This window comes from Acinetobacter sp. M5A5_2a, from assembly GCF_053345265.1.
The window spans coordinates 440,353-453,800 of record NZ_JBKEZV010000001.1 but is presented as its reverse complement, the minus strand read 5'-3'; the positions used below and the strand labels follow the sequence as shown (position 1 = coordinate 453,800).

General features: G+C 37.9%; 14 protein-coding genes and 1 pseudogene. 13 read left to right on the top strand and 2 right to left on the bottom strand.

The window, feature by feature from the left end; all coding sequences use genetic code 11:
- Genes ACLBWE_RS02095 through ACLBWE_RS02085 form a run of 3 tightly spaced genes read left to right on the top strand, consistent with a single transcriptional unit; the run spans position 1 to position 2,263 of the window.
- Positions 1 to 1,011 (top strand): FecCD family ABC transporter permease, encoded by a 1,011-nt coding sequence (locus ACLBWE_RS02095; RefSeq protein WP_447600888.1) that lies wholly within the window; start codon positions 1 to 3, stop codon positions 1,009 to 1,011.
- The gene (locus tag ACLBWE_RS02090; RefSeq protein WP_005040479.1) at positions 1,008 to 1,772 is read left to right on the top strand and encodes an ABC transporter ATP-binding protein; all 765 of its coding nucleotides are present in this window, start codon (positions 1,008 to 1,010) and stop codon (positions 1,770 to 1,772) included. The genes ACLBWE_RS02095 and ACLBWE_RS02090 overlap by 4 nt, the downstream gene beginning before the upstream one ends.
- A 2-nt stretch (positions 1,773 to 1,774) precedes the next feature.
- Entirely contained in the window at positions 1,775 to 2,263 is a 489-nt protein-coding gene (locus ACLBWE_RS02085; RefSeq protein ID WP_447600885.1) for a GNAT family N-acetyltransferase, read from the top strand.
- Here the strand turns inward: ACLBWE_RS02085 and ACLBWE_RS02080 are convergent.
- Positions 2,258 to 3,046 carry an AraC family transcriptional regulator gene (locus tag ACLBWE_RS02080; protein ID WP_447600883.1) on the bottom strand — a complete coding sequence of 263 codons (789 nt, stop codon included), beginning with the start codon at positions 3,044 to 3,046 and terminating at the stop codon, positions 2,258 to 2,260. The genes ACLBWE_RS02085 and ACLBWE_RS02080 overlap by 6 nt on opposite strands.
- A gap of 98 nt (positions 3,047 to 3,144) precedes the next feature.
- Between ACLBWE_RS02080 and ACLBWE_RS02075 the strand changes: the two genes are divergently transcribed.
- From ACLBWE_RS02075 to ACLBWE_RS02055, 5 genes are all read left to right on the top strand, one after another.
- Complete coding sequence (locus ACLBWE_RS02075) at positions 3,145 to 3,954, top strand: sulfite exporter TauE/SafE family protein (RefSeq protein ID WP_447600881.1); 810 nt, start codon at positions 3,145 to 3,147, stop codon at positions 3,952 to 3,954.
- A 182-nt stretch (positions 3,955 to 4,136) separates the two neighbouring features.
- Positions 4,137 to 5,021 (top strand): phosphoribosyltransferase family protein, encoded by an 885-nt coding sequence (locus ACLBWE_RS02070; RefSeq protein WP_447600879.1) that lies wholly within the window; start codon positions 4,137 to 4,139, stop codon positions 5,019 to 5,021.
- A gap of 11 nt (positions 5,022 to 5,032) precedes the next feature.
- Positions 5,033 to 6,526, top strand: a complete 1,494-nt coding sequence (locus ACLBWE_RS02065) for a nicotinate phosphoribosyltransferase (RefSeq protein WP_447600877.1) — start codon at positions 5,033 to 5,035, stop codon at positions 6,524 to 6,526.
- A gap of 60 nt (positions 6,527 to 6,586) precedes the next feature.
- On the top strand, positions 6,587 to 7,354 hold the full coding sequence (ntrR, locus tag ACLBWE_RS02060) for an ADPR responsive transcriptional repressor NtrR (protein ID WP_447600875.1): 768 nt from the start codon (positions 6,587 to 6,589) through the stop codon (positions 7,352 to 7,354).
- 72 nt (positions 7,355 to 7,426) lie between these two features.
- Positions 7,427 to 8,821: a methylenetetrahydrofolate reductase C-terminal domain-containing protein gene (locus ACLBWE_RS02055; RefSeq protein ID WP_447600873.1), complete on the top strand. Its 1,395-nt coding sequence runs from the start codon at positions 7,427 to 7,429 to the stop codon at positions 8,819 to 8,821.
- 484 nt (positions 8,822 to 9,305) lie between these two features.
- Here the strand turns inward: ACLBWE_RS02055 and ACLBWE_RS02050 are convergent, their stop codons facing one another.
- Positions 9,306 to 9,611 carry a hypothetical protein gene (locus ACLBWE_RS02050; protein ID WP_447600871.1) on the bottom strand — a complete coding sequence of 102 codons (306 nt, stop codon included), beginning with the start codon at positions 9,609 to 9,611 and terminating at the stop codon, positions 9,306 to 9,308.
- 127 nt (positions 9,612 to 9,738) lie between these two features.
- Between ACLBWE_RS02050 and ACLBWE_RS02045 the strand changes: the two genes are divergently transcribed.
- From ACLBWE_RS02045 to ACLBWE_RS02025, 5 genes and pseudogenes are all read left to right on the top strand, one after another.
- A complete protein-coding gene (locus ACLBWE_RS02045; RefSeq protein WP_311085757.1) occupies positions 9,739 to 10,263 on the top strand; it encodes a DUF4468 domain-containing protein in 525 nt (174 codons plus the stop codon).
- Between the two features lie 260 nt (positions 10,264 to 10,523).
- Positions 10,524 to 10,784, top strand: a pseudogene (locus ACLBWE_RS02040) (DUF4236 domain-containing protein).
- Positions 10,785 to 10,876: 92 nt separating this feature from the next.
- A complete protein-coding gene (locus tag ACLBWE_RS02035) occupies positions 10,877 to 11,560 on the top strand; it encodes a hypothetical protein (RefSeq protein ID WP_447600869.1) in 684 nt (227 codons plus the stop codon).
- 67 nt (positions 11,561 to 11,627) lie between these two features.
- Positions 11,628 to 12,566, top strand: a complete 939-nt coding sequence (locus ACLBWE_RS02030; RefSeq protein WP_447600867.1) for a hypothetical protein — start codon at positions 11,628 to 11,630, stop codon at positions 12,564 to 12,566.
- A gap of 93 nt (positions 12,567 to 12,659) precedes the next feature.
- Complete coding sequence (locus ACLBWE_RS02025; protein WP_447600865.1) at positions 12,660 to 13,379, top strand: response regulator transcription factor; 720 nt, start codon at positions 12,660 to 12,662, stop codon at positions 13,377 to 13,379.
- The last annotated feature ends 69 nt before the right edge of the window (positions 13,380 to 13,448 follow it).

Sequence of the window (13,448 nt, the reverse complement as noted above, 5' to 3'; positions counted from 1 at the left end):
ATGCAAAAGCTGAAATATTATTGGTTTTACCCGTTACCCGTCGTGATGATTTTTATCTCGCTGCTCATTGGGCCAACTCAGACATTGAATGCATGGGACTATTTGCGGTGGGGTGTGCAAGCAGTCTTTGGTACACCATATTTTGATGCTGAACAATTTAGACTAATGCAAAATATTCTTGTGAATGTCAGACTACCCAGAATTTTACTGACCTTTATGGTGGGGGCTGCATTAGCAACAGCCGGTAATGGCTTACAGGCATTGTTTCGTAACCCCTTAGTTGACTCTTATGTACTTGGTATTTCATCTGGGGCGGCGTTCGGTGCGGCTTTGGCACTTTCTTTAAGTTGGCTTTCGCCCAATCTATCCGCCTTTATTTTTGGTGTTTGCGCCGTTGCCTTAACGTATTTATTTGCTCATCAAAAACATGAAAGCCAGACGTCTTTAGTGATGGTTATTTTATCGGGCATGATTGTTTCTGGGCTATTTTTGGCTGGTCTCACGGTGATTCAATATTTAAGTGATCCATTTAAATTGCAAGCCATTGTGCAATGGACCATGGGCAACTTACATCAAGCTTCTTGGCAAAAGGTTCAATACGCCGTACTACCGATTTGCATTGGGCTTGCTGGATTATTTGCTATGCGTTGGCGCCTAAACTTAATGGCACTTGGTGCTGAAGAAGCACACGCAGTTGGTGTTAACCCTCGCTGGGAACAGCTGGTTTTAATTACTTTGGTGACCGTTTGTACTTCAACTTCAGTTGCTGCGGCAGGCATTATTAGTCTATATGGGCTGTTTATGCCGCATATTGTGAGAATGTTGGTTGGGCCAGATCACCGCTACAGTATTCCTGCCAATATGGTGTTGGGTGGTAGTTTTCTACTGATGATTGATAACTTTTCTCGGGTTTTACTAACGTTTGAAATACCGATTGGTATTTTTACCATGCTACTTGGTGCGCCATTTTTCTTATTATTAATGAAAACACAGAGGACTCATTGGGCATGATTCAAATTGATCAGTTAAATTATGCCTATGGGCACAAACAGGTTCTTAAAAATATTCATCTGGAGTTTCCTGAAAATCAGTTTTCAGTCATTTTAGGGCGTAATGGTTGTGGGAAATCGACACTTTTTAAATTGATGGCTGGCCTAGAACCCGTAAAAGATGGATTAATCCGTTATTCGGGAAAGCCATTATCGGACTTTAAAGGTAAAGATCGGGCTGCATTACTTGGCTTTTTACCGCAATTTCACAAAACCGTATTTCCATTTTTGGTTAAAGATGTGGTGATTACGGGACGTGCTGCTTTTAGCAGATATAGACCTTCAAAATCAGATTGGGAACGTGTTGACCAAGCTTTGCTTGATTTAGACATTGAGCATTTACGTGATCGTCCTTATACCGAGCTATCGGGTGGTGAAAGGCAATTGGTCATGATTGCCCGCATTTTAGTACAAGCACCGAAAGTCATTTTGCTTGATGAACCAACTAACCATCTCGATGTTTATTATCAGTCTTATTTAATGAAAAAATTGCGTCAGTTGTCGCGGCAAAATTTTACGGTGATTGCGATTATGCATGATCCAAACTTGGCTTTTTTATTTGCAGATCATCTATTTTTCATGCGCGAACATGAGGTAGTTAAGCCTGAGTCAAAAACTCGAATCACCGATCCGAAGTTTTTAAAAAGTGTCTATGATGTCGAGTTCCATGAGGCCATGATTCAAGACAAAACCATTGTTATCCCTGATCATTCTTGGCTATAAATATGACATTTCACTATCAGCTAGCCGACAAATCAGACTATGCCTCTGCGGTAGAGTTTGCACTTTATACTAGACAGCTTTTATTCCCAGAAATCTATCATGGGCAAGTTCCCAAAGATTTAAAAAATTTTGGGCAATATTATGTCAATGATCCATTAGGTTGCTTTATTACGGTAAAAGATAAAAACCGTATTATTGGCACCATTGCATATCGGGCGTATGACCATCGTTTTGATCTAAATTTGCCGTCCAATACGGCTGAAGTCGTCAAGTTGTTTGTATTGCCTCAATACCGCCGTAATGGCATCGCAACTCAACTATGTGACATGTTGTTTAGCCATGCAAAAAAGAATGGAATTGCCACTTTGTATTTGCACACTCATCCATTTTTACCTGCGGCTGAAGAGTTTTGGACTCTACAAGGCTTTGAAGTCATTAATCGAGAATGGATCGAGACGTATGACACCATTCATATGAGTAAATCTTTATAGCATTTCATCTTGAGTATGAAATCTTTTTAGAAAGTGGGTAGGCGGATAGCCCATAATCTTGCTAAACATTACGCTAAAAGCTGCCGAGTGTTCATAGCCCAAACTAAAGGCAATTTCAGTAATTGAGATATTTTCTTTTAAGGCATTTAAAGCATAGATGATACATACCCGATTACGCCAAGCCTGAAATGACATGCCCGTTTCAGACTTAAACCAGCGATGAAAAGTCCGTTCACTTTTATTGTGACCATGCGCCCAATCTTTAGGGCTGCTATGAATATCAGGGTGTTCCATAAACTCAGTACACTGTTTAGATAGTAATGTGTTGTGAGGTAGTGGAATAAACAGAGGCAGGGCTGGTGCAGCTTCTAGCTCATATAACAATAAATCGATAAGAGCGCCGTCACGGCCTGAGTGTGAGTAATTAATAGATAACTGGTTTGCCTGAATCAGTAACTGATGCAGTAATGGTGATACTTGTACAACTTCGCAGTATTTTCCCTGTCTTAGGGCATTGCTCACTTCTATATACAAACTATAAGTACTGACTTTAGACAACCATACCCGATGTGGTTTGCCTGCGGGTATCCATACACCACTATAGGGCAAGACGAGCCATTGGCCATCTTCAGTTTCAACTTTCATGAGGCCTTCGGGTGCATATAAGAACTGTGCACGGCGATGGCTATGCGTATCTAATAAGGTATCAGCTGGATAGTCTGATCCTAATGCTAGAACTGCTTGTGGTAGATGATCTACATCGTTAATTGGAATATTACGCATATATTTTTGGCTGAAATAAATAAAAATATGACTTTTCTACGTTAGTTTGCCACATGGCTATTTTATATCATGCCTCTATAAATGTGAGGAAGATGATCATGCTATATGAGCTATTTTTATTTGGACTACTTTCGGGCGTAACCACTTGGTTATTTGGCTTTGGCGGCGGCTTTGTTGCTGTGCCTTTGCTTTATACAGTCATTCTTCAAAAGTGGAGCAACGAAAGTAGTGTCAGCATACATGCTATGCAAATCGCGGTTGCCACATCTGCATTTGTCATGCTGTGCTCGGCAAGTTTTGCAACCTTTCGACACTATCGGTCTGGACAGATAGATTGGCAAAAGATCCGCTTTTTATGGGCTGGTATCGCATTTGGAGGAGTTGTTGGTGCGGTAATGGCCTCATTGTTTAATGGAAATTGGCTTCGCTGGATATTTATGGGTTATGTGTTCGTAACCATTATTGATTGTTATTACCGACCAGGGTTTATGGTGACATCAAGACAAAAGCAACACTATGGTCAAAACAGTGAACTCATTAAAGGTGGAATTATTGGCTGGGTTGCAGCACTTTTAGGTGTTGGAGGAAGCGTAATGACGGTTCCTCTATTACGGCGGAGGGGTAGTTCTATGGCAGAGGCTGCGGCTATGGCAAATATTCTCACCTTACCATTGTCTTTAACAGCAACGCTTACTTACTGTGTATTGTCGCTTTGGCAATCTACATGGGCACCAAGCGGATTCATTGGTCTGATCTGGTTTGAAGCTGCATTATTCTTGGTTGTGGGAACATGGATCGGACTGTATTTTTCAGAAAAATTTATTTCAAAACTACCGGATGTATGGCGGGCAAAGTTGTATCCATTACTTTTAATCATAGTTCTACTTGTAATGATTTTTGTAAATTAAATATTTATTTCAATGGTTTAAATAATAAATTTAATTAAAAAACGAATTTCTAAACGCTCTAAAACTGCAAATTTCATGTCTTAAATGGCTTTGAAAAAAGTTTGAAAATTAGACTTGAAATATATAGTGGCTTTATGCCACTATATATTCATCGAAGGTCATCAGACAAAAAAGAGGATGATATGGCTATCCAGCTTTTAGATGCGGCAAGCAATGAAATTCCAGTGAAATTTACGCAGTTTTCTGCTGGAGAGCGTCATGTTCAAATTGATGAGACAACGTTAGGTTCACTATCTGGCAACGTATTGGTCCGTGCGCAAATGACCTCAAGTCACGATGTGATGGACTATTTGTTACTTGAAAATATATTGCTGACTCAAGGCTTAACTGTTGACCTAGAAATTCCGTATTTCCCTTACGCACGTCAGGACCGCATTTGTGCAGTAGGCCAAGCATTTTCACTTGATGTTATGACGAAGTTACTTAACATCAATGCAGACAAAAAAGCGGGCAAACAACGCAAGGTGACTGTATGGGACTGCCATAGTGAAGTAACTACAGCATTACTTGCTGCCAATACTTCTTTTAGCGAAGTTGTAAATGTCAGTTCAGTCGACATCATCGCAAAGAGTGAAGCGCTGAGTGCATTATTAAAAGATGAAAAAACAATACTGATTTGCCCAGACAAAGGTGCAAAAGCACGTACACAAATGGTTGCAGACGCTTTTAATCTTGAGCGTAAACAACCAATCACTATTGTTCAGTGTGATAAAAAACGCGACCCAGTGACTGGCAAAATTTTAGGTACACATGTACATGCGACTGATTTATCAGGGTTGACTGCGGTCATTACCGATGACATTTGCGATGGTGGTGCAACATTTATTGGTATTGCCAAAGAACTCCGTCGCCTCAATTGCCATAAGGTCGTTCTATATGTGACCCACGGTATTTTTAGTAAAGGATTAGAGGTTTTTGATGGGCTGCTAGATCAACTGTTTACTTCAGACAGCTTTCCACAACAGCCAACAGACAAAATTTCAGTAATTGCTTTTGCAGCAAAATAAAGAGAATAAAGATGACTATTAAACTTAATCCATTAAACGCTATCGATTTTTATAAAGCTGATCACAGACGTCAGTATCCAGTAGGTACAGAGTACGTGTACGCAAACTTTACGCCGCGTTCATCTCGACTCGCTAAAATGTTACCTGACTTCGACGATAAAGTTGTGTTCTTTGGTCTTCAGGGTTTTATCAAACACTTTTTAATCGATACGTGGAATGAAGGATTTTTTAAACAACCTAAAGACAAAGTGGTAGCTGCTTATAAACGCCGTATGGATAGTTCATTAGGTGAAGGCGCAGTACCAGTTGATCATATTGAAGCATTACACGACTTGGGTTATTTACCATTACGCATTAAAGCCTTACCGGAAGGTAGCCGCGTCAATATGCGTGTACCTGTGCTCACTGTAGTTAATACCGACCCGCGTTTCTTTTGGTTAACCAACTATATTGAAACTGTGTTAAGTGCTGAGCTTTGGAAAAGCTGTACTACTGCAACGATTGCCTATGAGTACAAACGCTTATTAACGCAATATGCCTTAAAAACTGGCGCACCACTCGATTTTGTACCTGTGCAAGGACACGATTTTAGTAGTCGTGGCATGAGTGGAATTTATGATGCTGCTCAATCGGGTGTAGGCCACTTAACCAGTTTTATTGGAACAGACTCGGTTGCTTCAATTGACTACACAGAAGAATATTACAATGCCACAGGTGTGATTGGAGTCTCTGTACCAGCGACCGAACACAGTGTGATGTGTATGGGCACAGAAGACAGTGAGCTAGAAACATTTAAACGTTTAATCTGTGAGCTTTATCCGTCTGGTGTTGTCAGTATTGTGTCTGATACTTGGGATTTCTGGCGAGTGATTACAGAGTTTATAGTGGCTTTAAAACCTGAAATTCTGGCACGACAACCCAACGCTTTAGGTTTGGCTAAATTAGTTTTCCGTCCTGACTCTGGTGACCCTGTCAAAATTATTTGTGGTGACCCAGATGCCGAAGTCGGCAGCCCAGCATATAAAGGTGCAGTTGAATGTTTATGGGAAGTATTTGGCGGTACAACAACTGACCAAGGCTATAAAGTACTCAATGAACGTGTTGGTTTAATTTACGGTGACTCGATTACCCTAGACCGTGCACAGCGTATTTTAGAAGGCCTTGAAGCTAAAGGCTTTGCTTCAAACAACTTGGTGTTTGGTATAGGCAGCTTTACCTATAACTACTTAACTCGCGATACTTTTGGATTTGCTGTGAAAGCGACTTGGGGACAAGTGAATGGTGTAGGCCGTGAGTTGTTTAAAGACCCAATTACTGACTCAGGTGTGAAAAAATCTGCGAAAGGTCTGTTACGGATCGAAGAAAGTGAAAATGGCTTTACCTTGTTTGATCAGCAAACAGCCGAGCAAGAACAAGGCGGAGCACTAAAAACAGCCTTTGAAAATGGTAAACTTCAATATGAGTGTACTTTGGATCAAATTCGTGAGCGTTTATCCATCGCATAACTGAGTTTAGATGAGCCGTTGCATGGGTATCGGCTCATCATTTTTATTGAGAGGCTGAACGTGAATATTCAAACTGAACAAGAATTCCTTGCCAGTTATGATCGCCGAGATTATGACGCACCTTTACTCACTGTAGATATGGCTATTTTCTCGGTATTTAATGGTCAGTTGCAGGTATTACTCATTAAGCGACCAAACTTTCCAGCCAAAGACCAATGGGCTTTACCGGGTGGTTTTGCCGATTTAACCCATGATCAAGACTTGATGGCAACGGCTTACCGTAAGCTGGTCGAAAAAACAGGGATTGCTTCACCTTATTTGGAACAAGTTGCTTCTGTCGGCAATGCGAAACGTGACCCGCGTGGTTGGGCTGTGACCATTTTGTATTTTGCTTTAATCGATTTTAATGCCTATCAACATCAAGAGTTGGCTGAATACAGCGAATGGGTGCCTGTAGCAAAAGCACAAGATTTAGCATTGGCGTTTGATCACAATGAATTGCTAAGCTTGGCTTTAGAGCGTTTAACCAATAAAACTCGCTATACCGCATTACCTGCCAGTCTGATGCCTGAGTTGTTTACACTGACTGAGCTACAAACCATTTATGAAATTATTCTTGGGCAATCTTTAGATAAAAAAGCATTTAGACGCCGTATGATAGAAGCAGGCGCAGTTGAAGAAACCAACCACAGTAAAATTGTGGGCAAACGACCAGCTCAGCTTTACCGCTATGCATTCGATTCTTTCGATTTTATATTTCCTCGCTCACTCGAATTACCCAGAAATAAAGAGGGTGAAGATAAGCAAAACAATGAGCTTTCTGACTAGCGCATATTGATGCGCTTTGATTTATAATGCCGCGCTTATGATTGATGTCATGTTTTGATCAGCACTTTGCCTATGTCACACATTTCTCCCTGCTTCCAGCAAAACCAGTTTTTTGTGTTGGTGGAATATCTCACTTCACTGCATGAAATTTATCCTGTGAAACAGGAGTTTGCAGGATATCCGGCTGCAATGACATTGGCAGATCGTGTACATTCAGATCACGATGTCGCGCCGCTTGAGGCCAGCAAAAGTTACCCTGACTCAATTGATAAAGTCTTACACTTTTCGGGTAAGGCACGAGACATACAAGACTTTGAGCAGTTTTTAGAGCAAGCCCAAGCAGCTAATATTCAAAACTTATTATTGCTTACAGGCGATAAACTGAAAGAACATCATAATGGTCGAGATGGGCAGCCTCGTAGTCGATACCTTGAGTCTGTAAACGCAGTAATGGCTGCCAAGCAACATGGCGGTTTTCGCATTGGGGTTGCTTTTAACCCATTTAAATATGTCGAAGCTGAGCGTGAAGCACAGTATTTAAAACTACATAAGAAAATTAAAGCAGGCGCTGACTTTATCATTACCCAATTGGGTTATGACATTGAAGCCTTGAAGCAAGCCAAATCATTTTTAACCAAGCATGCTTATTCACAGCAAATACTGGCTTGTGTTATGCCACTGACTTTGGGCCGAGCCAATTTTATGGTGAAGCATAAAGTTGCAGGTATTGTAATCACCCCACACATGTTAAAAGTCTTGGCAGAAGAAAAACAAGCAGGGCATACAGACCGTGTTTATTTGCGCTGTGCTTTACAGATTTTAATATGTAAACATTTAGGATTTGCAGGGATTCATTTATCTGCCTGCCATAAGCCTGAAGAGCAAATGCTGCTTGAAAGCTACATTGAGCAATACAGACACCTTAAGCTTGAGGCCCTAGAAGAGCTATGGAATTCACTTTGGCAAGTCACCACAGGCAAAGAGTTTGCGCCTGAAATTGCTCGTTTTTCTCGCCAGCCAACATCTAAACAATTAATTAAATATCGCCAATTGCATGTTATGCATGAAGCAATGTTTGGATCAAAAATTGCTAAAGGTGTAGGACGGTTTATTTTTAAAGCATCATTTTGGGAAAATGCTTTAGTCGCTAAGGTATTACTCAAAACCGAAGTGCTCAGTAAATATAGCTTAGTGGGCTGTGAAAGCTGTGGTCAGTGTCGCTTAAGCGATACCTTATATATTTGCCCTGAAACTTGTCCAAAAGGTTTAGCCAACGGGCCGTGTGGCGGAACAACTTTAGACCGCTGTGAATTTGGTGACCGTGAATGTATTCATTCAGTCAAAGCAAGACTTGCCAAAGCGGTTGAACAAACTGATGTCTTAAAAGAAAAACTCATTCCAACCGTACCTCTTGAAGTGCGTGGCACGAGTTCTTGGAAAAATTGGTATTTAGCAACTGAGGCTTAATTTTGTATTAACCGTTGATTTGTTGTTGCTAAAAAATCAAATCATATGCTAAAGCACGGCGATAATTTAAAAATAACAATTGTTTGCCTTAATTATGTCCAATCAAAATGGCTACCGAGGAGTATACTTAAAGCAAATCTTTTGCGTTAAAAGAAAGGCTGTCTCAATGAAAAAGTTGGTTGCTGTACTTACTGTAATTGTTGTTTTGACTGGATGCGTTTACGACCCTGTTAATTACAACAAAATACACGACCAAGAGTTCCAAGATCACCTCAGGCAAAACGGTTAGTAATAAAAAAACCCACTCAATGAGTGGGTTTTAGTGTTTAAAAAGCCCGACTATCCACTGTATCTGAAATTACTGTGGTATATCCTAGTTAAAGCTCTACATCCACAAGCTGCAAATTTGGTTCTAGCAATCCCTTTACCTTCCCGTGAAACAATTGAGGTCCAAAAAAGGTAAACTGTTCCCTTATGGCTCAATTTATTCTTCATTTATACATTTAAATCTGATTTCAGTTTTAGGAAAGTTACCCAAAATATAGGGTGGTTTTGCATCAATAGTTTCTAAGACATTAACGAATTTATTTGTTTTTTGGCATTCTTGATATGCTTCCTTCATTGCCTCTGCTTTAAGTGTTCCCATTCCACTAAACCCAGTAGCAGCTTGTCGGGAGACCATATAAGTATTATTTCCCATAGGAACAATACCTGAATTTGCAGCGCATCCTACAATTAAAAAACTGCAAATTGTTATTAAAATTTTTTTATTAAAAGAGGTAGTAAGCATGAAATTTTGATTCCATAAACAAGTTTTTAAATTAAATATTTCTTAAGGTTACTACTTATTTTCATATGTGACAATTAGTAACCAGTTTGTTACAGTAGGTGTACTTAATAATAATGTTGGAAAGTACATGAAAAAACTTTTAATAAGCTCAGTTTTAGTTTTGGGTATGTCGGGTTGTGCAACTACGCCTCAACAGCCTTCAGAACCTATTAAATTTGAAAAAGTTTATACCATGGATAATTTGAAGCAAACTCAAGTATATGATGGTGCACGTCAATGGTTTGCAACAGCTTTTCGTTCAGCAAATGCAGTAATCCAATATGAAGATAAATCAACAGGCTCTATTATTGGTAAGGGTAATATGGCCTATCGTTGTGGTGGATTTGCTGATTGTATGACTGCAACCCCAAATGATCGGGTTGATTTTACAGTACGTGTAGATACTAAAGATGGAAAAATGAGAGTTAGTTACGATAACTTAACTCATTATCAACCATCCCACATGAGTGGTACAGTAAGAATTCAGGAAAGTAATCGTCCTATTATAGAAACAGCACCTTCAGCAAAAATTATTTTGAATGAATTAAATCAATCAGCAGATAGCATGGCTGAAAAAATAAAAACTCAGCAAAAAGTTAATGCAGATTGGTAAAGTGAATGAAAGCACCCTCTAGGTGCTTTCATTATTAGATATTAATAGTTAAATAATAAAATAAAGGGCAAGAATATGAAAAAAATTATTATGAGTATTTTATTAGTTCTAGGTTCTATCAGTATTACAGAAGCTGGTAAAGGTCGCCAACCTTGTTCTGGTAGTAAAGGTGGGATTAGTCACTGTGATGGTAGTAAATTCGTCTGTAAGGATGGCTCAATAAGTGGTTCCAAGAAAATTTGCACTAGATAGGTTTGGCTATGGGATTTAATTTTAGAAAGAGTTTCGAGATTGTGACGGGTATACGGTTAAATATCACGAAAAAGGTATTTCGAGTGTTTCACTAGGTGGTAAGGGTGCGCGTATGTAAACCTTGGGGAAAAGGAACACGTACAACAGTAGGATTACTGGGTACAGGCTTATCTTATTCTAAGTTCTCTAGTCATACTAAGAAAACAACACGTAGAAGAGAGCCTGATTTCAATTTATATAATGTGTTGGGTTACCCTAAATCTAAATAGATTATTTGTGGAATTATTTTATTTGTAGTTTTAATGATTTTTATTTTGATTATTCGCTAATTTTTAAACATTGATATTTGATAGGTTTTTATATGAAAAAAATTGTTTTGTTGGGTGGCTTAGCCTTAGCCCCTTTAATGGGTGCTAACAGTGCAGAAGTTACCGTCCAATACCCAGCTCTATTAAAGTTAAGACAACAAGAGTTTGGTCAGTTAGTTTTAAAATTCATGCCAGATAAAAATGATCAAGAATTTTATTGGAATTATCGGGCTAATGATCCAAATGTGATTTGGTTAGATAAATCATATATTGAGACTAAATTGGATGATGGTACTTACTATTCAAGCAGAAAAGGTATAGCACGAGTAAATGTTTTAGGTATTAAAGGCAAATATCTAGATCATAAAGAATATGAGATTCCTTGGGCGATAATGTTTGAGGGGATGGTTGGTAAATTTGGTGTAGATTCAATATCTTTTTATCCTGCAATGCCTGAAAGAGAGGGTGATATATGTTTTGGGGAGGGTTTTAGTGATTGTGAATTTTCTCCATTCAAGTCTCTATCTAAAGCTGGTATAAGTTTTAAAAAAATATGTGACAAGCAATTTAGTGCAGGAAACTTTGAGAAAGCTTATATTCTTAGTAAAAATAGTAAGAAAAGCGTATATGGTATTTGGGGAGCAAGTAGTGGATCTGGAGGATCAAGTAATTCATTTAAATTAGTTTCATTAGGCAATGAAAAGGAAATGTGTAAAAATTTAATGGGTGGACTATAAAAATATTTTGCAATGCTTTTCCATTCCTTTAAAATATACGTATTGAATATATATGAAGAATAGATAAATGAAAAAGATATTTCATACATATATAAAAAAATATCAATTTTTAACACCAGAAAGATTGTATGGCGAGTATGTTAAATATTTTGAAACTAATTTTACTAAACATGATTCAACTATTTATTTTATTGCCAAATGTAAAAAAATAAGATGGATTCCTGAGTCAATTAAATTTTTGAGAAATTACGAATTCTCAGCATTAGTTGAGATTGATAGTAAAATTCATAATATCACTATTAATATGGCTGACTATTGGTACGCAATGGAAAAAATGCAAAGAATATTTCCCAATAAAGAGAGTATGGCCTCTTCTTTAATGGAGCGTTCTGGAATATTTAAATTTTTACCACCAGATTTACGATATAAAAACTTTGGTTCTGTTGTTGGTACTGATTCTGAAGGAAGAGTACTAAAAATTAATTGTGCTCTTAAGAAATCTATTAATACAGATAAGAATTCTATAGTAGATATTTGTTTATATCAGGCAATAAACTATTATAATTTACCCAAGCCTACGATTAATATAATTTATATTGGATCAAGTTTAAAGGAAACATTCTCTAGATTGCAAGAACATGAAAAGTGGGGGTGGATACAAGCACAAAAAAGACCAGATGAAGATATATTAGTTTATTTTTGTGAGACAGAAGGTGCTCAATTAGATGTGAAACTTCCTTTTTTGTTGAAACAAGATCATAAATTATGTAAAAAAGAAGAAACATTGATTACTGAAATAGCACTTATAAATTATTTTAAACCTAGTGAATATAATAAGCATTATATTAATAGTAATATTGAAGATTCTAAATATATTAAAAGTTTGGTTGAAAAAGGTTTTCATCAGATAAATATAGAAATGATCCTTAATGGTAATATGGCCCAACTAGGATCGATACATATTGGTAAATACGGGAATCATAATATTTATTATGAAATAGAATAATTAGGTTTAAAATGACGGGATTGGTATTAAGCTCAAAGGAAGCGCTTAACCTATCTTCTTAAAATTCGATGGATTTCGTTAAATAGGTAGACGATGACCGCACTTTTAGAAAAGGATTTCAGCCCGTCTGAGTTTACATTGTTTTCTGAAATATTATGGAAACTTGGCTCAGGAAAAGGGCAATATAATTTACGTGAAAATATCATTGCAGATATTGCCATCTTGTTGCGGGCTGATTTTGCTGCATCTTATATTTGGGATTCAACGCATAACTTATCGAAAGAAGGCGTGATATGGAAAATCGACCCAAAAGCGATGGAGGACTATGAGAGTATTTGGCAATTTGCTGATCCAATTACTGCACAACTTCATAAACTTCAGAAACCAACATTTGTAAATGAAGTTATACCTCTTGAAGACCTTAAAAAAACCAGCTATTACAATAAATTTTTACGAGCGTATGGTTTGTATCACGGCATAAATATTTATTTTGTCCGAAATGGTATAGATGTTGGTGATTTACGCATTTGGCGTGCACAAGACGCTGACATGTTTGGTGAACGTGAAAAAAGAATATTAAATCTGCTTGAACCTTATTTTACCCAAGCCTTACCACTAGATTTATCAACACAATATGGTCTGACTCCACGTGAACAAGAAGTGGTTCGTTTGGTCTCTAAAGGTTTAAGTGATAAACATGTGGCGAATTTACTTGGAATTAGCTTTACCACATTAAGAACTCATCTTAACAACGCCATGAGAAAAATAGGCTGCAATAATCGCACTGAAATGGCTTTATTGATTCAACATTAAAACAAAGCAATCCTCAATTTTGAGGATACGAATGAATGAGCAATTTGTACTAAGTTCTTAAGATCACAA

What these genes read in the sequence shown, in the direction of transcription:
- ACLBWE_RS02065 (WP_447600877.1), top strand. Translation starts at nt 5,033, where the DNA reads ATGACTATTAAACTTAATCCATTAAACGCTATCGATTTTTATAAAGCT.
- ACLBWE_RS02050 (WP_447600871.1), bottom strand. Translation starts at nt 9,611, where the DNA reads ATGCTTACTACCTCTTTTAATAAAAAAATTTTAATAACAATTTGCAGT.
- ACLBWE_RS02080 (WP_447600883.1), bottom strand. Translation starts at nt 3,046, where the DNA reads ATGCGTAATATTCCAATTAACGATGTAGATCATCTACCACAAGCAGTT.
- ACLBWE_RS02075 (WP_447600881.1), top strand. Translation starts at nt 3,145, where the DNA reads ATGCTATATGAGCTATTTTTATTTGGACTACTTTCGGGCGTAACCACT.
- ACLBWE_RS02055 (WP_447600873.1), top strand. Translation starts at nt 7,427, where the DNA reads ATGTCACACATTTCTCCCTGCTTCCAGCAAAACCAGTTTTTTGTGTTG.
- ACLBWE_RS02045 (WP_311085757.1), top strand. Translation starts at nt 9,739, where the DNA reads ATGAAAAAACTTTTAATAAGCTCAGTTTTAGTTTTGGGTATGTCGGGT.
- ACLBWE_RS02095 (WP_447600888.1), top strand. Translation starts at nt 1, where the DNA reads ATGCAAAAGCTGAAATATTATTGGTTTTACCCGTTACCCGTCGTGATG.
- ACLBWE_RS02025 (WP_447600865.1), top strand. Translation starts at nt 12,660, where the DNA reads ATGACCGCACTTTTAGAAAAGGATTTCAGCCCGTCTGAGTTTACATTG.
- ACLBWE_RS02090 (WP_005040479.1), top strand. Translation starts at nt 1,008, where the DNA reads ATGATTCAAATTGATCAGTTAAATTATGCCTATGGGCACAAACAGGTT.
- ACLBWE_RS02085 (WP_447600885.1), top strand. Translation starts at nt 1,775, where the DNA reads ATGACATTTCACTATCAGCTAGCCGACAAATCAGACTATGCCTCTGCG.
- ACLBWE_RS02030 (WP_447600867.1), top strand. Translation starts at nt 11,628, where the DNA reads ATGAAAAAGATATTTCATACATATATAAAAAAATATCAATTTTTAACA.
- ACLBWE_RS02035 (WP_447600869.1), top strand. Translation starts at nt 10,877, where the DNA reads ATGAAAAAAATTGTTTTGTTGGGTGGCTTAGCCTTAGCCCCTTTAATG.
- ACLBWE_RS02070 (WP_447600879.1), top strand. Translation starts at nt 4,137, where the DNA reads ATGGCTATCCAGCTTTTAGATGCGGCAAGCAATGAAATTCCAGTGAAA.